The following is an 18603-nucleotide window of genomic DNA, read 5'->3' on the forward strand; positions in this document are numbered from 1 at the left end:
CCGGGCTGTGTGGACCCGCGCGACGGCATGCCGCAAAGGTTCGGGGCTTGTTTTGCATGAGGCGTTGGGGCAAATCAACTGCCGGAAAGAAGGAGTGATCATGGCCGTCGCGAATTTGACCACGGAACAGTCAATCTTGAGCGAGGTCCGCAGGTTGGACCGGAACCGCCGTGCATTGCGCGTCTGGCTGGGATTCGTGCTCGTCGCGCTCGTCTGTCTCGTGCTCGTCGGCGGCGCCACGCGTCTTACCAATTCGGGCCTTTCGATCACGGAATGGAAGCCTATCCACGGCGTCGTTCCGCCTGTCACTGCTGCTGAATGGGAGGAGGAATTCAAGCTCTACCAGCGCATTCCCGAATTCCAGCAGCTAAACAGCCACATGACCGTGGAGGATTTCAAGACCATTTTCTGGTGGGAATGGGCGCACCGGCTGATCGCCCGCGCGATCGGGGTCATCTTCGCTCTGCCGCTTGTTTTTTTCTGGCTGACGGGCATGGTCGAGCGGCGGCTGCGCTGGCCTCTAGCCGGCATCCTGGCGCTCGGCGGCCTGCAGGGTTTCATCGGCTGGTGGATGGTCTCATCCGGTCTTTCGGTGCGCACCGACGTCAGCCAGTATCGCCTCGCGACGCACCTCGTCATGGCCTGTCTGATCTTCACTGCCTGCATGTGGATCATGCGCGGACTTTCCCCGCATTCGAACGACGCCGCGCCGACCGAAGGCTCGCGGACATGGGCGGCGATAATTGCTGTTTTCGCGCTCTTCCAGATCTATCTTGGCGCGCTGGTGGCCGGCCTTGACGCCGGCTTCGCCTACAATACCTGGCCGCTGATGGACGGCGCGATCATCCCCTCCGATCTTCTCATCCAAAAGCCCGCCTGGCTCAACTTCTTCGAGAATCCGAAGACCGTTCAATTCACCCATCGCGCCGGCGCCTACGTGCTTTTCGCGCTCACTTTCGTCAACATGGTGGTTGCGCTTCGCGCAGCTCCCCAAACCACCCACGCCCGGCGTGCTGTCGTCCTCTTCGCACTCGTCACGCTGCAGGCGGCAATCGGCATCGCCACTATCCTCCTGCAGGTCCCGCTTCATTGGGGTCTTTTGCACCAGGCAGGCGCCTTGATCGTTTTGGGCTTCGCCGTCGCCAACTGGCGCGGCTACTACGGCGAGTTTTCGCACGACACGATGATTGCGGAAAGGGACTGAGCCGGAGGGTGCGTCAGGCGCTTACCGCAAAGCTCCGTCGAGCGCTGGCATGCCGATGATGGCGGCCGCAGCGATGAGCAGATAGCAGATCAGCCGGAACGTGCTTTCCTTCGCCAAGCCGAACAGCTTCGAGCCGCCATAAAGGCCGAGCGCGTAGCCCGGCAGGATGACGAGCGTCAGAGCAAAGACGGGCTGCACGAAAAGACCCAAGGCATAATAGCTGATTGCGCTGAAGCAGGTGGAGATCGAGAAGTAGAGGATGACATTCGCCCGCACGCGGGTGAAGTCGCTCTTGCCGCCGAGCCAATAGGCAACGACCGGTGGGCCGCCAAGCTGTGCCGCGCCGCTGAAAAGGCCGGCGATCAGGCCGACCCCGGCGCTCAGCGGCGCTCGCGGCTCGCCATGATGACGCCAGCCCGACACCAGGAGCGCCAGCAGCGAGATGGCGACGGCGGTGATGATCCATCGGAGCGTCAGAGGATCCATCAGCGCAAGCGCAACTGTGCCCGCAGGAACGCCGAGAGCAGCGCCGATCGCCATTGCGAAGACTTCAGGCCGGTTGGCGCTGCGCCAGGCAGGCGGGATCATTCCAAGTGTCGCAAGCCCGTCGATGATAAGCAAAACGGGAGAAACCAGCTTCGGGCCGACGATCGCGCCGCCCAGTGGAATGAAGATCAGCGCCGCCCCGAAGCCCGAAAAGCCGCGTGCGAGCCCGGCAATGAAGGCAAAGAGGATCAGCCCATAGATGCCGTGATCCGGCAGCGCAGCGCAAAACCATTCGGCAACGCCGGCCGAAAGCGTATCGATCGGCATGTCCGCGGAGCTCCGGAAGGCTTACGAGGCGAGCATCAGATCCATGTTTTGGACGGCCGCACCCGAGGCGCCCTTGCCAAGATTGTCGAGCAGAGCGACGAGGTTGACCTGACTGGTGCCCGGCGTGCCGAACACGAAGAGCTTCATCGTGTCCTTCCCGGCAAGCTCGACGGCATCGATCCGGGCAAGTGCCCGACTCTCCTCGAGCGGGACGACCGTGACGATATCCTGACCGGCATAATGGGCCGTCAGGGCCGCATGGATGCTTTCGAGCTTCGCATTGCCCGAGAGAGCGTCGAGATGCAGCGGCACCTGGACGATCATGCCCTGCGGGAATTTGCCGACCGAAGGCGAGAAGATTGGCGCTCGGTCGAGCAGGCCATGGATTTTCATCTCCGGCACATGCTTGTGTGTCAGCGGCAAGCCATAGAGGAAATGCGGCGCGGTGATTTTATCGTCGCGGCTCTGGTCTTCGATCTGCGCGATCATCTGCTTGCCGCCGCCGGTATAGCCGGAGACCGCATTGACGGTAACTGGATAGCCGTCGGGCAGAATGCCTGCAGCTCGCAACGGCCGGATGAGGCCGATGGCGCCTGTCGGGTAGCAGCCGGGGTTGGCGACAAAACGGGCGGCCCTGATCTTTTCGGCCTGCTCCTTGTCCATTTCGGCAAACCCATAGGCCCAGCCGGGATTGACGCGGAAGGCGGTCGACGTGTCGATAACGCGGACATTGTTGTTGGCCGAAACCATCTGGACGGCTGCCTTCGACGCATCGTCGGGCAGACATAGGATGGCGATATCGGCGCTGTTCAGCATGTCCTCCCGCATCGCGGCATTGCGGCGCTCAGCTTCCGGAATGGACACGAGCTCGACATCGCGGCGGCCGGCCATGCGCGTGCGGATCTGCAGGCCCGTCGTGCCGTGTTCGCCGTCGATGAAGATTTTCGGTGCCATGATAATCCTGCGCTTTCAACGAGTTCGAATTGCTTCCGGAGTCAGTGTCTCATGAAGTTGATTCAGTCTGATAACCGCCCAGGGCGGCTGCGTGCCTCTCGGCGCAGAGGCCCAGCATATACATCGCGACCGTCGCCCCTGCAATGGCGGTGATATCGGCGTGATCATAAGGCGGCGAGACCTCGACCACGTCTGCGCCGCGGATATCGAGCTGCTGCAGGCGCTGCAGGACCGAAAGGATCTTGGCGCTCGACGGCCCCCCTGCAACTGGAGTGCCGGTACCTGGGGCATAGGCCGGATCGAGGCAGTCGACATCAAAAGTCAGATAGGCCGGAGCGTCCTTGGTGTGCGAGACGATTGCCGAGGCGATCTCAGCGGCATTCATTTCTTCGACCTGATGGCCGTAGAGGATGCGGATGCCGCAATCCTCCGGCGCGTGGGTGCGGATGCCGATCTGGATGGATCGCTCCGGATTGATTATGCCGTCACGGGCAGCGCGTGCGACGAAGGAGCCGTGATCGATCCGCCGATTGTCGTCGAGCCAGGTATCCTGATGCGCGTCGAACTGCACCAGCGCCAGCGGACCATGCCTGGCTGCATGGGCCTTCAGGATCGGCCATGTGACATAGTGGTCGCCGCCGAGCGTGAGCAGGAAGGCGCCGCTATCAAGAATCGTATTCGCCTGCCGCTCGATTGCCGCCGGCGCCTCCTGGTGATTGCCGTAGTCAAGCAGGCAGTCGCCGTAGTCGATCACCGCCATTTCGGCGAAGAGATCGCGATTGAAGGGATATTGTGCATCGTTGTCGAAGATCGCCGAGGCGCGGCGGATCGCCTGCGGCCCGAAGCGCGTTCCTGGCCGGTTGGAGGTTGCCGCATCGAAGGGGATGCCCCAGACGACGGCGTCCACGCCTGAAAGAACCTTGGTGAACCGACGCCGCATGAAGGAGAGGGCTCCAGCAAATGTCGGGTCAGTGGCCGAGGATGTGAGGCTGGTCGCCATAAAAGCGTGATCGATCGACTTCTCTGCCATGGCGTCCCTCCATCACATGTTGGCGGGACGTTGGACAATCAGCCTCGACAAGGCAAGCCCCGAACGAAACGAAATTCCTGTCCTCAGGACGCCTTGGCTTCGAATGCCGGCGGAAAGTCGCCGAGCGCCTTGGCCTCGTTGATGCGGGCGCCGATATCTTCCTCGATGATCGACTCCAACTGCGAAAAGCTTTCGATCACGTAGTAGATCGGCTGGACGATATCGATCCGGTAGGGCGTTCTCAGCGCTGTCATCAGGTCGAAGGACCGGAATTCGCATGCCTTGCCTTCCATTGCTGCCCGCGTCTCGCTGGGCGAGGAGACGATACCGGCGCCGAAGCAGCGGCGCCCTTGCGGCGTGTTGATGAGACCGAATTCCACAGTGAACCAGAAAATCCGAAACAGGTGCCAGGAATACCCCTTGCCGAGGCCGACGGCCTTCTCGCCGAAGCGGCGCACGAAATTGGCGTAGCTTTTGTTGGTCAGCAGCGGGCAATGGCCGAAGACCTCGTGGAAGATGTCCGGCTCTTCGATATAGTCGATATGCTCGCGACGCCGGATGAACGTCGCCAGCGGAAACTTGCCCTGCGACAGCAATTCATAGAAGCGCGACGGCGGGATCAGGGCTGGGACGCCTTCGACGCCGAAGCCGGTGGTCTCGCTCAGACGCCGATTGACGTCGCCAAGCTGCGGAACCTTGTCCGGCTTCAGCCCGAGAGTCGTCACGCCGTCCAAATATTCCCGGCAGGCCTTGTCTGCGAGCAGCGTCATCTGGCGCTGATAGAGCTCGCTCCAGATTTGGTCTTCCTCAGCGGTGTAGTGATAGATGCCGTGCGCATCCGGCAGATTTGCCGTGTAGGTGCTCTCCTTGGTCATGAGCGGCCTCCCGTCCTCTGATCCAATGAGCCGGGTAATTCCGACCCCGGCTGTCATGTCACCATTATATCCCTGGGAATGCGGGTAAACATTTCAGCATTGCCGGATTATGGTTAGAAAATGGGAGAAAAATCCGTGAGGAGGGTAAAGAGTGAAAGAAAACTTGAAGGCGGCCCGCAAGCTCCTGCAGCTTGTGCAGGCCGGCAGCAGTCTGTCGCTCGCCGAGCTGGCGGAAAAGGCCGGCATGTCGCAAAGCACCGCATGGCGCAAGATGCAGGAACTGGAGACGGAAGGCGTCATTCGCAAGCGTGTGGCGCTGCTCGATCCGGCAAAGCTCGATCTCAAGCTCTGCATCATCGCCCATGTAACCTTGGAGGACCACCACGAAGAGGCGATCGAAGCCTTCGCCGCCGCAGTGCGCGACCGGCCCGAGATCATGGAATGCTATGCGCTATCGGGGACGTTCGACTATATGCTGAAGATCAGGGCGCGCGACGTCGAGGCCTACGAGGCGTTCATGACGCGCTACCTGATGCGCAATCCACATGTTCGCAATGTGGTTTCGAGCTTCGTCCTGCGCGAACTCAAGTCGACGACAGAGCTGCCGATCTGAGGGCCGGCTGCGATCGGTGGCATATGAAAAGGCCGGGGAGAACCCGGCCTTCGCAAAATCCGTATTCTGGAGCGATTAGCGCTTCGAGAACTGGAACGAGCGGCGGGCCTTGGCCTTGCCGTACTTTTTACGCTCGACGACGCGGCTGTCGCGGGTCAGGAAGCCGCCCTTCTTGAGCACGCCGCGAAGGCCCGGCTCGAAGTAGGTGAGGGCCTTCGAGAGACCGTGACGAACGGCACCGGCCTGGCCGGAAAGACCGCCGCCTGCAACCGTTGCGACAATGTCGAACTGGCCGTCGCGGGCTGCAGCGACAATCGGCTGGCGCAGGATCATCTGCAGGACCGGACGGGCGAAGTATGCCGTGAAGTCCTTGCCGTTGACGGTGATCTTGCCGGAGCCGGCCTTGAGCCAAACACGGGCTACGGCGTCCTTACGCTTGCCGGTCGCATAGGAGCGGCCAAGCGAGTCGACCTTGCGGACGTGAACCGGAGCAGCTGCTTCCGACGACGTGCCGAGATCCTTCAGGGAAGAGAGGTCAGCCATTATCAGGCGCTCCTTACGTTCTTCTTGTTCAGCTTGGCGACGTCGAGGACGGTCGGCTGCTGTGCTTCATGGGGATGGTTGGAACCGGAGTAAACGCGGAGGTTCTTCATCTGGCGGCGGCCGAGGGGACCACGCGGGACCATGCGCTCGACGGCCTTCTCCAGGACGCGTTCCGGAAAGCGGCCTTCGATGATCTGGCGAGCGGTGCGCTCCTTGATGCCGCCGGCATAACCGGTGTGCCAGTAGTAGACCTTGTCGGAATACTTCTTGCCGGTGAAAACGACCTTGTCGGCATTGATGACGATAACGTTGTCGCCGTCGTCAACGTGAGGGGTGAAGGTTGCCTTGTGCTTGCCGCGCAGACGCATGGCGATGAGGGAAGCTAGGCGGCCAACGACAAGCCCTTCGGCGTCGATGATCACCCACTTCTTCTCCACCTCTGCGGGCTTCTGGGAGAAGGTTGCCATAGTAATTCTCTCTTTCGGATCCCTGAGCCCGAGGGCCAAGGGCGTTTCTTGTTGCTTGGTTTGACGCGCTCACAAGCCCGCCAAAAAGAAAGCAGCCGGGTAAGGCTGCGTTTCTGGCGCGGTGTATAGAGGGAAAGCCCCTGGCGGTCAATACCACCTATCTGCGCCAGTGTAAAAAATGCAAAGTAAAATCAACGTGTTGGTAATGTGGTAATATGATACCGCAAATTTATCGCGGTGGAATCGAATAAGTTGCCGTCGCATGGGCCACCAATTCGGCGGGATCTTCCTGGAAAATGCTGGCTTCGATAACGGCGAGACGCTTTCCGAGCTTGAGGATCCGGCAGGTGCAGGTGGTCGGCTGCGGCTTAGGCAGGCGCAGGAAATTGATGTTGAGGCTGGTGGTCACGGCAAGTGCGACCGGGCCGACATGGGCAAGCACCGCGGCATAGGCGGTGACGTCAGCCAGCGTGAAGAGGGCAGGACCGGACACGGTGCCGCCAGGGCGCAGATGCCTTTCGGACGGATCGAACCGCGTCGAGACGCTGCCGGGGGTAATGTCCGTCACGGTAAAGACGCGCCCGTCCGTGTGGATCTGCGGGAAATCGGTCTCCAGAAACTGGTGGACCTCCTCGATCGTCATGACCGGCTGCATCGCTTCTCCTCGAAATTGACGATAGCTTGTGAGAACTGTTAGCACGAAATCGCAATGCAAGGAGTTAGTACCATGGCCGAAGTCGTATCCTTCCGGAAGGGCGCAAACGAGGATGGGAGCGTCCCCGTTACAAGCTCGCTTTGCGATGGCGTGCTGCGGCTTACGCTCAACAACCCGCCGGCGAACGTCCTCTCGATCGCGGTGATGGAACTGTTGATGGGCGAGCTTCAAAAAGCTGCTGACGACGGCGAAGTTCGCGTCGTGGTCATTGCCTCGACCGGAAAGGTGTTCTCTGCGGGGCACGATCTCAAGGAGATGACCGAGCATCGGGCCGACGCCGATGGCGGGGTAGCCTTTTTCGAGGAGACATTCGCGCTTGCAGCCGATCTCATGCTGGAGATCACCCGCCTGCCGAAGCCGGTGATCGCCGAGATCGACGGGCTTGCGACCGCAGCCGGCTGTCAGCTCGTAGCCTCCTGTGATCTTGCGATCTGTACCGACACCGCGACCTTCTGCACACCCGGCGTCAATATCGGGCTGTTTTGCTCGACGCCAATGGTTGCCGTCACCCGCGTCGCGCACCGCAAGCAGGCGATGGAAATGCTGCTGACCGGAGAAACCATCGATGCTTCGACCGCCAAGGACTTCGGCCTCGTCAACCGTATCGTGCCCAAGCAGTATCTGACGCAGGTCGTGGCCAAATACGCTTCCGTCATCGCTTCGAAATCACCCTTGACACTGAAGATCGGCAAAGAGGCCTTCTACCGCCAGATCGAAATGCCGATAGAGGAAGCATATGGCCATGCGGCCCAGGTGATGGTTGACAACATGATGACTGCGGACGCCGAAGAGGGCATCGGCGCCTTTCTTGCAAAACGGATGCCGCGCTGGACCGGCGAGTAGCGCTCGACATTTCCCGCGACGCGTGGACAAGACCAGTCGTTGCTCCATCATGCGAAATCGCTCGACGAGTTAGCGATCGGAAAGGTCAGTGGGCAATCCACATTCGATGGCGCTTGGCGCTTGTGTTCGCTTCGAAAACGTCAAGTAATCCGCAGCTTGGGCAAACGGCAATCTGCTTTCGATCTGGCTGTGAAAGGGCGTGGAGATGGGCGGTCGGCTTCAAGAAAGGGTCTTCAAACGCAATCTGCCGCGCAGCTTTTACCCGAGTTTCAGGATCAACCCGCCGCTCGCGATGATCACGCCTGCCAGATAACGCCACGGGCCGGCTTTCTCCTTCAGGACCAGCACCGAAATGATGAGGGCAAAGAGGATCGACGTTTCTCGCAGCGCGGCGACTGTGGCGACGGGCGCCTTGGTCATGGCCCAAAGGGCAAACCCGTAGGAGGCGATCGAACCGGCGCCGCCAATCAGACCGCGCCACCAATTGTAACGGAAATGGATCGCGACTGGAACAAGGCCGCGGCGTGAGATCGCCCATGCGAAGAGCAGCACAGGCGGCAGCAGCGCCATCCACAGCGTATAGGACACGGCATTGCCGGAAACGCGCGCGCCGATGCCGTCGACATAGGTATAGGTGGCGATAACGCAGGCATTGACGAGCGCGAGCATGATGGCATGCTTGCTGCCGCCCCGCGCCTCGAAGGCAAGGGTCAGAATGCCGGCGCAGATCGTCATCGTGCCGATGAGCGCGCCGCCCGACAGGCTTTCGTTCAACACCAAGGCGCTTGTGGCGCTGATGAGGAGCGGCGCGCAGCCGCGCATCAGCGGATAGACGAGACCGATATCGCCTGCACGGTAGGCCGCCGCGACCAATTGAAAATAGGCAAATTGCAAGACGGCCGACGCGCCGATGAAAGGCCAGGCCGTTGGCTGCGGCAGCGGCAGGAAGGGCAGGAGCGGCAGCGCCGCCACTGCTCCGCCGGCCGATACGAGCGCCGCGTCCAGCGACTTGTTGGTCCCCGCCTTGATGATCGCGTTCCATGTTGCATGCAGGAATGCACCGAAGAGAACGAGCAGAATGACGTCGAGGGGCACGATGCGGACCGGAATGGGAGAAACGAAAAGGCCATCTGGGGAGAATGGGTATGGGCCGTGTTGATGCGAAAATCAATCTTGCGATCGGATTATGCAACCGATGGGTTGTCTCCTGTTTGAAATTGACAATTGTCATGCTCGGTTCTGCCGTTTACGCGCAGCAACGACAGGCTCGGGGCGCGCGCTCGAAATACGTTTATTTTAGCGGCCAACACTCAACTATGAGGTGTTCCTAATGGACGCAGGAACGGAATAGGAACAAAGCAAATACAAAAGAAGTCTAATAGATGATAATATTTCTCCGCTTAGTTCATCTCAAATTATACTTCTGTAATAAAGATTTTATTCTATAATATTGCTATATCCATATTGATACAAATCCAAGTAGCAATCGAACCGCTTCTCCGGAAGCTGGGTGTTTCCGGCACCTGCGAAATCGTTTCCGGGTGGCGATCGAAAGCTACAGGGAGTTGTTTGGTATGAAGAACATCCCGTCGAGATTGTCGATACTCTGGCAGTTGAGGACCGGGCACGAACGATCGTCTCTCGTCGGTATGTTCTTCCACTCCGCATATTCGTTGGAATCGCAGTACCGACTGTTGCGGACGTAGCGATCGTAAATCGGCAGGCCGCGAGGCGAGGTCCAGCGGAAGATGACGGCGCCCTGATTGTGGATGGCGGCGCGTGCACTTTGGCAGGTCATGGACATCGGATTGTAGCGGGAGATTGCCAGCGATGGTGAAGCCGCAAGAAATATTGCCGCGGCGAGAGCGAGTTTTTTCATCGTTTTTCCTCCCTTGGGAACCCGGACGCCTATATATACGCCCGAAGGAACTGTCAGTTTCAGCTCTCTGCAAATAATGTCGACTGGAGGAAAGATGATGAATCACGACCGTTATCCGGACGATTACATTGCCGGAATTCTGAACTCCGTAAAGACGATCGCGCTGACTGGGGCGTCGCCTAATCCGGCCCGCCCGAGCAACGGCGTGATGGGCTATCTCCTGTCGCGCGGGTACAATGTCATTCCCGTCAACCCCGGGCAGGCGGGTAAGCAGATCCAGGGCCAGCTCGTCTATGCCCGGCTTGCCGATATCCCGGTGCCGGTCGATATGGTCGATGTATTCCGCGCCTCGGAATATCTCCATGGCGTCGTGGATGAGGCACTGGCTCTTGCCTTGCGACCGAAGGTGATTTGGTCGCAGCTCGGCGTGCGTGATGATGCAGCCGCGGCGAAGGCGGAGGCAGCTGGCATAAAAATCGTGATGGACCGCTGCCCGGCAATCGAAATCCCGCGCCTTGCCGCGTGAGTGCACGGATTTTTCCCCAGACGCCCGATGGTTGAAATGCAAAGCTGTTAACATTTGCACATCGTAGTCTATGCTCCGCCATCGATAGCGACGGGAGGACGTAATGGCGACGAGCGATCCGGGTTTCAACACGCTGGCAATCCATGCCGGTGCACAGCCGGATCCGGTGACGGGCGCGCGCGCAACGCCGATCTATCAGACGACGGCCTTCGTCTTCAACGATTCCGATCACGCGGCCTCGCTCTTTGGCCTGCAGGCCTTCGGCAATATCTATACGCGCATCATGAACCCCACGCAGGCGGTTTTGGAGGAGCGCGTGGCAGCCCTTGAAGGCGGAACGGCAGCGCTTGCGGTAGCTTCTGGTCACGCAGCGCAGGTCATTGTCTTTCATACGATGATGCGTCCGGGAGAGAATTTCGTCGCCGCCAGGCAGCTTTACGGCGGCTCGATCAATCAGTTCGGCAATGCCTTCGGGAATTTCGGCTGGCAGGTGCGCTGGGCCGATTGCGACGATCCGGCAAGCTTCCAAAACCAGATCGATGAGAAGACACGGGCGATCTTCATCGAAAGCCTGGCCAATCCCGGCGGGACCTTCGTCGATATCGCAGCGATCGCCGAGGTGGCCCATCGGCACGGCCTGCCGCTGATCGTCGACAACACGATGGCCACGCCTTACCTCGTCCGGCCGATCGAGCATGGCGCCGACATCGTCGTGCATTCGCTGACGAAGTTCCTCGGTGGCCATGGCAATTCCATGGGCGGCATCATCGTCGATGGCGGCACCTTCGACTGGTCGAAGTCCGGCAACTATCCGATGCTGTCCGCCCCGCGCCCCGAATATAACGGCATGGTACTGCATTCGACCTTCGGCAATTTCGCCTTCGCGATCGCTGCCCGCGTGCTCGGCCTTCGCGACCTCGGACCGGCCATTTCGCCCTTCAACGCCTTCCTGATCCTCACCGGCATCGAAACACTGCCGCTCAGAATGCAGCGCCACAGCGACAATGCCATAGCGGTCGCCAAATGGCTGAAAGCCCACAGCAAGATCGCCTGGGTGAACTATGCGGGTCTCGAAGACCATGCAAACCACCCCCTGCAGCAGCGCTATTCGCCGAAGGGTGCTGGCTCGGTCTTCACCTTCGGTGTCAAGGGCGGCTATGAGGTGGGTAAGGCCCTGGTGGAAGGCCTCGAGCTCTTCTCACACCTCGCCAATATCGGCGATACGCGCTCTCTGGTCATCCACCCGGCTTCGACCACCCATCGCCAGCTCACCGACGAACAAAGGACCGCTGCCGGCGCCGGTCCCGATGTCGTCCGCATCTCGATCGGCATCGAGGACGTGAAGGACATCATCGCCGACCTCGAACGATCGCTTTCGAAGATCTAATATCGTCTGACGCGTACGTCAGTACCTCTGACAACTTTTTCGAGCAGGTTGTATTCGATTTCACCGCCCAGAAACCCCCGAAAACAGGCCTCTCGGCGGTCGAACCTTTTCTCAACCTGCTTCGTGGACCGGCCGTACGTCCGCTGGTCACTTTAGGGAAGGGGTTGTGCCGATCTTGTTGGGCGAACCAGGTTCGTAAGCACAAACCGCTTCAAGTAATTTGATCGTTAGCTCGTGAGCCTGGCCCGGGATGTGGGAGAACTTCTCGCGAAAGAAAAGCTTGCCCATCATCGTCTCGGCAAATCGCGAGTCCATCTTCCCGGCGACATCCAAAACAACGGCGGCAAGTGGCCAACGCCATCGAGTATCCTGCGAGAGCAGAGAACTTCCGAGCGATGTCAGATGCTGCGGAATGATCAATATGCATTTCGTCCAGGAACGAATTCTGGAGGCCTTCATCTTGTCCACGGGCGGTCCACAGTCGAGATTGACGTAGTCACCATCTCTGGAGATCAGCCGTCCGCCTTTAGTGGAGTTGGCATCGGCCGGACGCTAATCAATTTGGAAGAAACTACCCGGGCAGGTCAGCGGCGAGCAGATTGTGTTCGCTCATTATATTATAATTAGCTAATTTAAATTGAGATGGTTTTCCACTATTGAAACCGCCATCCGGTCCTATTCTCGCGCCGGCCAATTCGTCCGTACGCCTCTTTTTTTCACACTATCAATCGACTTTTTGGGGAGGGTGACATGCACGTGTGGAGAAAAGCATCCACAGGGCACCGCATTATCGCTGAATTGCTTGGCGGTCTTTTGATGGCTGCGACAATATTCGATGTCGCCTTGGCCGGCGAGCTTGTGGATATGCAGCTAGTGATCGCGGCTGACGTTTCGACATCAATGGATGCGGAGGAAAAGGCGCTCCAGCAGCGGGGCTTCGTCGAGGCGTTTCGGCGCCCGGAAATTATCGAAGCAATCATTGCAGGCAGGAACGGCCGGATCGCCGTCGCTTATGTCGAATGGGGCGGCGATGGAGAGCGAAGGCTGGTCATCCCATGGACCACCATAACGAGTGAGATGGATTCGTGGCTTTTTTCGCTGAAGCTTGAGGCGAATTTACCGGCAACGATAAGCCGGGGCACGTCCATCAGCGGCATGCTTTCCTATGCCGATTATCTGATCCGCTCCAGCGGCTATGAGGCGACGCGCTCGCTCATCAATATCTCCGGCGACGGCGTCAACAACAAGGGGCGCGATGTCATGCCCGTCCGCGCCGGCGTCCTTGCCCGCGGCATCACCATCAATGCCTTACCTGTTGTGTATGGCGGATTGCCGGGGGATGAGGAAGAGGCCATATCGCCCGAAAACCTGCTTGCCTATTTTAGGAGCGAGGTGATCGGCGGGCCAGACGCCTTTGCGGAACCGGTCGCAGCTCCCGAGCAATATTCGCCGGCAATCTACCGAAAACTTTTGCGCGAAATCTCCAACATGAGCGAAATCGCAGCGATCGGTGACAAGGCCCTTCATCGCTGAGCTTTGGCCGATAACCGTCACCACGCCAGATTCAGCGCATCCAGCCCGTGGAAGTGGTAGACGTCCTTCACAGACGGCGTCTTCGCCAGCTTGAGGCCGGGCAGCCGTTCGAAGAGGATCGGCAGGACGACATTGAGTTCGAGCCTGGCGAGCGGCGCGCCGATGCAGAAGTGGATCCCGGCGCCGAAGGAGAGGTTCGGCGCTTCGTTGCGGTCGGGCCTGAAGCTCAGCGGATCGGTGAATTTCGCCGGATCAAGATTGGCGGCGGCAAGGATCAGGCTCACCTTGTCGCCGCGCTTGAAGGAGATGCCATCGATCTCGACGGGCTCCAAGGCCCAGCGCTGGAAGATATGCACCGGCGCGCAGATACGCAGCGTTTCCTCGATGGTGCGCTCCGTTGCCGCTTCGTCTTTGAACAGTTCGGCGGCATCACAGCCGCTTTCCAGAATGACGCGGACCGAGTTGCCTATCTGATGCACGGTCGCCTCGTGGCCGGCATTGAGAAGCACGATGGTCGTCGAAACCAGCTCGGCATCGGTCAGATACTGGCCCTTGTGCTCCGTGTGGATCATGTGCGTCAGCAGATCGTCTCTCGGGCTGGCGCGACGCTCGGCAATCACCGTCTTCACATAATCAGAAAAATCGCTTGCGGCTCGATCGGCGCCGTCCTCGTCTTGGCGCGTGCGGCCGAAAAGATACATGCGGATGTAGGCATGTGACCATGCTAGAAGCTGCGGTCCCATCTCTTCCCGAATGCCGATCATGCGGGCGATCATCGTCACGGGGATGATATCGGCGAAGGCAGAAAGCAGCTCGACCTCGCCCCTGTCCTTGAAGCCGTCGATGAGCCTGTTGGCGAGCTCCGCAAGCTCCGGCTTCATCTTCTCGACATGGCGTGAGACGAAGGCGCGGTTGACGAGGGTGCGCAGGCGCGTGTGCTCCGGCGGCTCGAGTTCGAGCAGCGAGTAGCGCTCGGCCAGATCGAAATTTGCCAGATGCTGCTCCGGCTCGGCAAGGCCCAGCTCTTCGCGCGTCGCCATATGCAGGATCTGGCGGCCGAAGCGTCGGTCGCGCAGCAATGCGTTCACATGGTCGTAGCCGGTAAAGAACCATTGCTTCTGCTGTTCCCAGTAAAAGGTCGGACAGTGGCGGTGCAGCGCTGCATAGACGGCGTTCGGATTGCCGTAGAAAGCCGGATCGCTGCTGTCGAGAAAAACGCGGCGGGTGGCGGGGTCGATCGAGAAAAAGGGCGCTATCATCATGTTCCGAGGCTTAGCGGATTTGACAGGCCTCGAAAAGATGGATCGGAAGGTCAGCCGGCCCGTGACAGCGAACCCATCCGCCGGAGCGCGTCGACCTGATCGTCAACCGTCGGGACCAGTTCGCCCGCATTCCTACCCGTTTGCGCAGGTGCGGGGGCTGCGGCTTCTTCCGCTCCGAAAATGACGCTGCAATTCCGGCCAGCGGCCTTTGCCGCATAGAGTGCCCGGTCGGCTGCGGAAATCAGCTTGTCCATATTGGTTTCGGCCGCAGAGCTCAGCGCAATGCCGATGCTGACGGTAGCCGGCACGATCGCCTCGCCGGTTGCGACCGGCACGCGGCAGAATTCGGCGCGGATCGATTCGGCAAGCGCCTCTGCTTCTATCTGGTCGGCAACGATCGCGAATGCCGCGAATTCCTCGCCTCCCATGCGGCCGAAGACGCTGTCCGGCACGAACTGGCGCGCGGTCCTCGCAAATGCCGAAAGAACGGCGTCGCCCGCCTGATGGCCGAAACGGTCGTTGACGCGTTTGAAATGATCGAGATCGAAAAGCAAAACCGCGATCTGCCGCTTGTCGTCGAAGGCCTTCTCCTGCATTGCATCGAACCGGGTGAAAAGGCCGCGCCGGTTCCAGACCCCGGTTAGTGAATCGGTGAGGCTCAAGGCGCGCAGGTGCTTTTGCGAACGTTCCATGATCATGCGGCAGGTGAGTGCGAAGGCGATCGTCAGCAGGAAGGCACTCGCCATCGCAGCCGCGCCGCTGTAATTGGTCGCTTCCGCGTCGCTCGGCAAGGTCACGGCCATCGTCAAAGCCACGGCAAAGCAAAGCCATGCCTGGACGATGAAGACGGCGGCAAGTTTGCCGCGCGTCGGTTCGCGACGCATGCCGGCGTTGCAGACGGCCATGGCAAGGCCGGTGGCGCCGGTCGCCGAAGCGAGATTGTAAAGGATGACGCGGTTGCCGTAGTCGTCGTGGACCCAGGGCAGGTAAACGCCGCCAAGCCATATCGCCGGCGGCAGCAGCGCCCACCATTCGATCTTCCGGCGATCGAGCGCCATGAAGCCTGCAACCCAGGCGCTCTGGCCGAGGAGTGCGGTCGCGTTGCCCGCCTCGATCGACAGGATATCGGGGATTTGGTTGCGCAGCGCGATCATGGCAAAACCGGTGCCGCTCAAAAGGAAGCCTAGTCCCCAATAAAGATAGGCTCTGTTACGCACGTTATGGCGCCATGCCATGAACAAAAGCAAAGCGAGCGTCATGGCTTCCGAGCACCAGATGGCTAATCCTGTCGTAACATTAAACACGGCAACACCCCTTGAAATGCGGGCATTCTCGCCGCTGAAATTCTCCAGTCGATTAATCCCGGGACGCCTTGTGCCCTATATTCGCCATTAGGCTTTCCACAATGTAAACCGCCTTAGAGCTGTCCGAATGCATTTAGCTTTCGTTCATCCTGTCGCGGACAAAAGCTGTGAGCGTTCTTGCCGGCCTCTCCCGGTCAAGCGGCAACTGGGAGATAGCCCTGTCAAGAGGTTCATCCTTCGAAGGCTCGCCTTCTTAACGTTATCCTTATGCGTGTCTTGAAGAAGAGGGCGGTGACACTCTATGTAGGGATGAAGCATTTTCTTTGATTCCCGGCGGCAGCCGGCAGACGTTGGCAAAGGACGCACATGAGAAACCCAGTCGATACCGCTATGGCCCTCGTGCCGATGGTCGTGGAACAGACCAATCGCGGTGAACGCTCCTACGACATCTATTCCCGCCTGCTGAAGGAACGCATCATCTTCCTGACCGGGGCTGTCGAGGATCATATGGCGACGCTCGTTTGCGCCCAGCTTCTCTTCCTCGAGGCCGAAAACCCGAAGAAGGAAATCGCGCTCTATATCAATTCGCCGGGCGGCGTCGTGACTGCCGGCATGGCGATCTATGACACGATGCAGTTCATCAAGCCCGCGGTTTCGACCCTGTGCATCGGCCAGGCTGCCTCGATGGGCTCGCTGCTTCTGGCCGCCGGCCACAAGGATATGCGCTTTGCCACCCCGAATTCCCGCATCATGGTTCACCAGCCCTCCGGCGGCTTTCAGGGGCAGGCATCCGACATCGAGCGCCACGCCAAGGATATCCTGAAGATGAAGCGCCGGCTGAACGAGGTCTACGTGAAGCATACGGGCCGCAGCTACGAAGAAGTTGAAAAGACCCTCGACCGCGACCACTTCATGGATGCCGACGAGGCTCAGGTCTGGGGCGTGATCGACAAGGTCCTGACGTCGCGCATCGAAATGGAAGGCGATCAGGCCTAGTAATTAATAGGGATGGTGTTTTTGCCGCCACAGTTCTATCCCATTTGTGATTGAACAAGGGGTTTCATGCGGTAGCGAAGACGCTAATAGTAACTATTAATGCTATGTTGAAATTCTATGACATAGCATTCGGCATTCGAAGGGGAGTTCGTTGCCGCCGGAACCCGGGCATGTTTTGGTTGGGTACCGGTATTTACCCCTTAAAGCCTTGGCCGGCTGATGCTCCGGTGGGAGCAGGCCGGCGGGCCATTGAGTGGACCGCGATTTCACCTTGAAATGCGGCGTGCTGGAAGGAAAGTGATATGAGCAAGGTCAGCGGCAGCAACGGCGGCGACTCCAAGAATACCCTGTATTGTTCGTTCTGCGGAAAGAGCCAGCACGAAGTCCGGAAGCTAATCGCCGGGCCGACCGTCTTCATCTGCGATGAATGCGTCGAACTGTGCATGGACATCATCCGCGAGGAGAACAAGTCCTCGATGGTCAAGTCCCGCGACGGCGTTCCCACGCCCCAGGACATCATCAAGGTTCTCGACGAATACGTCATCGGCCAGCGGCAGGCGAAAAAGATACTGTCGGTTGCCGTCCACAACCATTACAAGCGCCTGGCACATGCCACCAAGAACAGTGAAGTCGAACTGGCGAAGTCGAACATCATGTTGGTCGGCCCGACCGGCTGCGGCAAGACCTATCTCGCCCAGACGCTCGCCCGCATCATCGACGTTCCCTTCACGATGGCCGATGCAACGACGCTGACCGAAGCCGGCTATGTCGGTGAAGACGTCGAAAACATCATCCTGAAGCTTCTGCAGTCTGCGGACTACAATGTCGAGCGCGCCCAGCGTGGTATTGTCTATATCGACGAGGTCGACAAGATTTCCCGCAAGTCCGACAATCCCTCGATCACTCGCGACGTGTCGGGCGAGGGCGTGCAGCAGGCGCTTTTGAAGATCATGGAAGGCACGGTCGCTTCCGTTCCCCCGCAGGGCGGCCGCAAGCATCCGCAGCAGGAATTCCTGCAGGTCGACACGACGAACATCCTGTTCATCTGCGGCGGCGCCTTCGCGGGTCTCGACAAGATCATCTCGGCACGCGGTGAAAAGACCTCGATCGGCTTTGGTGCGACCGTCAAGGCGCCGGACGACCGCCGCGTCGGCGAAGTGCTGCGCGAACTCGAACCGGAAGATCTGGTGAAGTTCGGCCTCATTCCGGAATTCATCGGGCGTCTGCCGGTTCTGGCAACGCTCGAAGACCTCGACGAGGATGCGCTGATCCAGATTCTGTCGGAACCGAAGAACGCCCTCATCAAGCAGTATCAGCGCTTGTTCGAGATGGAAGACGTCGAACTCACTTTCCACGAGGATGCGCTGCGCGAAATCGCCCGCAAGGCGATCGTACGCAAGACGGGTGCCCGTGGCCTTCGCTCGATCATGGAGAAGATCCTGCTCGATACGATGTTCGAACTGCCGGCGCTCGAAGGCGTTCGCGAAGTTGTTATCTCCGAGGAAGTCGCGCGCGGTTCTGCCCGTCCGCTCTACATCTATGCGGATCGTCAGGAGGAAAAGGCAAACGCCTCGGCCTGATGCAGGTCCTCGTATGGTTAGATTTAGGGGCTTGCCGAAGGCGGGCCCCTTTCTATTTGAAAAACCGTGAACGGTCCTG

General features: G+C 59.5%; 20 protein-coding genes. 8 read left to right on the plus strand and 12 right to left on the minus strand.

Annotated features, from left to right (window positions below; genetic code table 11):
- Positions 1-100: 100 nt before the first annotated feature.
- Complete coding sequence (locus EV130_RS20875) at positions 101-1204, plus strand: COX15/CtaA family protein (protein ID WP_132552156.1); 1104 nt, start codon at positions 101-103, stop codon at positions 1202-1204.
- 21 nt (positions 1205-1225) lie between these two features.
- On the opposite strand, the gene EV130_RS20880 is transcribed toward EV130_RS20875, so the two are convergent.
- The 4 genes from EV130_RS20880 to EV130_RS20895 all read right to left on the minus strand — a co-directional run bounded on the left by EV130_RS20880 (position 1226) and on the right by EV130_RS20895 (position 4876).
- Positions 1226-2017 carry a sulfite exporter TauE/SafE family protein gene (locus tag EV130_RS20880; RefSeq protein ID WP_132552157.1) on the minus strand — a complete coding sequence of 264 codons (792 nt, stop codon included), beginning with the start codon at positions 2015-2017 and terminating at the stop codon, positions 1226-1228.
- A 21-nt stretch (positions 2018-2038) separates the two neighbouring features.
- A complete protein-coding gene (argC, locus tag EV130_RS20885; protein ID WP_132552158.1) occupies positions 2039-2971 on the minus strand; it encodes an N-acetyl-gamma-glutamyl-phosphate reductase in 933 nt (310 codons plus the stop codon).
- A gap of 49 nt (positions 2972-3020) precedes the next feature.
- Entirely contained in the window at positions 3021-4001 is a 981-nt protein-coding gene (gene speB, locus EV130_RS20890; RefSeq protein ID WP_132552159.1) for an agmatinase, read from the minus strand.
- An 83-nt stretch (positions 4002-4084) separates the two neighbouring features.
- Entirely contained in the window at positions 4085-4876 is a 792-nt protein-coding gene (locus EV130_RS20895) for a phenylalanine 4-monooxygenase (protein WP_132552160.1), read from the minus strand.
- Positions 4877-5027: 151 nt separating this feature from the next.
- Here EV130_RS20895 and EV130_RS20900 point away from each other — a divergent pair, with 151 nt between their 5' ends.
- The gene (locus tag EV130_RS20900) at positions 5028-5489 is read left to right on the plus strand and encodes an Lrp/AsnC family transcriptional regulator (protein WP_039844539.1); all 462 of its coding nucleotides are present in this window, start codon (positions 5028-5030) and stop codon (positions 5487-5489) included.
- Between the two features lie 75 nt (positions 5490-5564).
- Here the strand turns inward: EV130_RS20900 and rpsI are convergent, their stop codons facing one another.
- The 3 genes from rpsI to EV130_RS20915 form a co-directional block, all read right to left on the minus strand.
- Complete coding sequence (rpsI, locus tag EV130_RS20905; RefSeq protein ID WP_022714787.1) at positions 5565-6032, minus strand: 30S ribosomal protein S9; 468 nt, start codon at positions 6030-6032, stop codon at positions 5565-5567.
- A gap of 2 nt (positions 6033-6034) precedes the next feature.
- Positions 6035-6499, minus strand: a complete 465-nt coding sequence (rplM, locus tag EV130_RS20910; RefSeq protein ID WP_022714788.1) for a 50S ribosomal protein L13 — start codon at positions 6497-6499, stop codon at positions 6035-6037.
- 229 nt (positions 6500-6728) lie between these two features.
- A complete protein-coding gene (locus tag EV130_RS20915; RefSeq protein ID WP_074060866.1) occupies positions 6729-7154 on the minus strand; it encodes a PaaI family thioesterase in 426 nt (141 codons plus the stop codon).
- 72 nt (positions 7155-7226) lie between these two features.
- On the opposite strand from EV130_RS20915, the gene EV130_RS20920 reads away from it, so the two are divergent.
- A complete protein-coding gene (locus tag EV130_RS20920) occupies positions 7227-8057 on the plus strand; it encodes an enoyl-CoA hydratase (RefSeq protein WP_132552162.1) in 831 nt (276 codons plus the stop codon).
- Between the two features lie 258 nt (positions 8058-8315).
- Here the strand turns inward: EV130_RS20920 and EV130_RS20925 are convergent, their stop codons facing one another.
- Positions 8316-9152: an EamA family transporter gene (locus tag EV130_RS20925; RefSeq protein ID WP_132552163.1), complete on the minus strand. Its 837-nt coding sequence runs from the start codon at positions 9150-9152 to the stop codon at positions 8316-8318.
- Between the two features lie 460 nt (positions 9153-9612).
- Positions 9613-9936 (minus strand): hypothetical protein, encoded by a 324-nt coding sequence (locus tag EV130_RS20930; RefSeq protein ID WP_132661234.1) that lies wholly within the window; start codon positions 9934-9936, stop codon positions 9613-9615.
- A 97-nt stretch (positions 9937-10033) separates the two neighbouring features.
- On the opposite strand from EV130_RS20930, the gene EV130_RS20935 reads away from it, so the two are divergent.
- Positions 10034-10462, plus strand: coding sequence for a CoA-binding protein (locus EV130_RS20935; RefSeq protein ID WP_132552226.1), 429 nt, complete (start codon positions 10034-10036; stop codon positions 10460-10462).
- A gap of 103 nt (positions 10463-10565) precedes the next feature.
- Complete coding sequence (locus EV130_RS20940) at positions 10566-11849, plus strand: O-acetylhomoserine aminocarboxypropyltransferase (RefSeq protein ID WP_132661236.1); 1284 nt, start codon at positions 10566-10568, stop codon at positions 11847-11849.
- 147 nt (positions 11850-11996) lie between these two features.
- Here the strand turns inward: EV130_RS20940 and EV130_RS20945 are convergent, their stop codons facing one another.
- The gene (locus EV130_RS20945) at positions 11997-12317 is read right to left on the minus strand and encodes a hypothetical protein (RefSeq protein WP_132661239.1); all 321 of its coding nucleotides are present in this window, start codon (positions 12315-12317) and stop codon (positions 11997-11999) included.
- Between the two features lie 282 nt (positions 12318-12599).
- On the opposite strand from EV130_RS20945, the gene EV130_RS20950 reads away from it, so the two are divergent.
- Positions 12600-13382, plus strand: coding sequence for a DUF1194 domain-containing protein (locus EV130_RS20950; protein WP_132661242.1), 783 nt, complete (start codon positions 12600-12602; stop codon positions 13380-13382).
- A gap of 17 nt (positions 13383-13399) precedes the next feature.
- Here EV130_RS20950 and EV130_RS20955 read toward each other — a convergent pair whose 3' ends face one another.
- On the minus strand, positions 13400-14644 hold the full coding sequence (locus EV130_RS20955) for a cytochrome P450 (RefSeq protein ID WP_132552167.1): 1245 nt from the start codon (positions 14642-14644) through the stop codon (positions 13400-13402).
- 50 nt (positions 14645-14694) lie between these two features.
- On the minus strand, positions 14695-15948 hold the full coding sequence (locus EV130_RS20960; RefSeq protein ID WP_132552168.1) for a diguanylate cyclase: 1254 nt from the start codon (positions 15946-15948) through the stop codon (positions 14695-14697).
- Between the two features lie 366 nt (positions 15949-16314).
- Here EV130_RS20960 and clpP point away from each other — a divergent pair, with 366 nt between their 5' ends.
- The gene (clpP, locus tag EV130_RS20965; RefSeq protein WP_132552169.1) at positions 16315-16944 is read left to right on the plus strand and encodes an ATP-dependent Clp endopeptidase proteolytic subunit ClpP; all 630 of its coding nucleotides are present in this window, start codon (positions 16315-16317) and stop codon (positions 16942-16944) included.
- Positions 16945-17246: 302 nt separating this feature from the next.
- Positions 17247-18524: an ATP-dependent Clp protease ATP-binding subunit ClpX gene (gene clpX, locus EV130_RS20970; RefSeq protein ID WP_022714809.1), complete on the plus strand. Its 1278-nt coding sequence runs from the start codon at positions 17247-17249 to the stop codon at positions 18522-18524.
- Positions 18525-18603: the final 79 nt, after the last annotated feature.

Origin of the sequence: Rhizobium azibense (assembly GCF_004342325.1) — a bacterium.
GTDB lineage: Bacteria > Pseudomonadota > Alphaproteobacteria > Rhizobiales > Rhizobiaceae > Rhizobium > Rhizobium etli_B.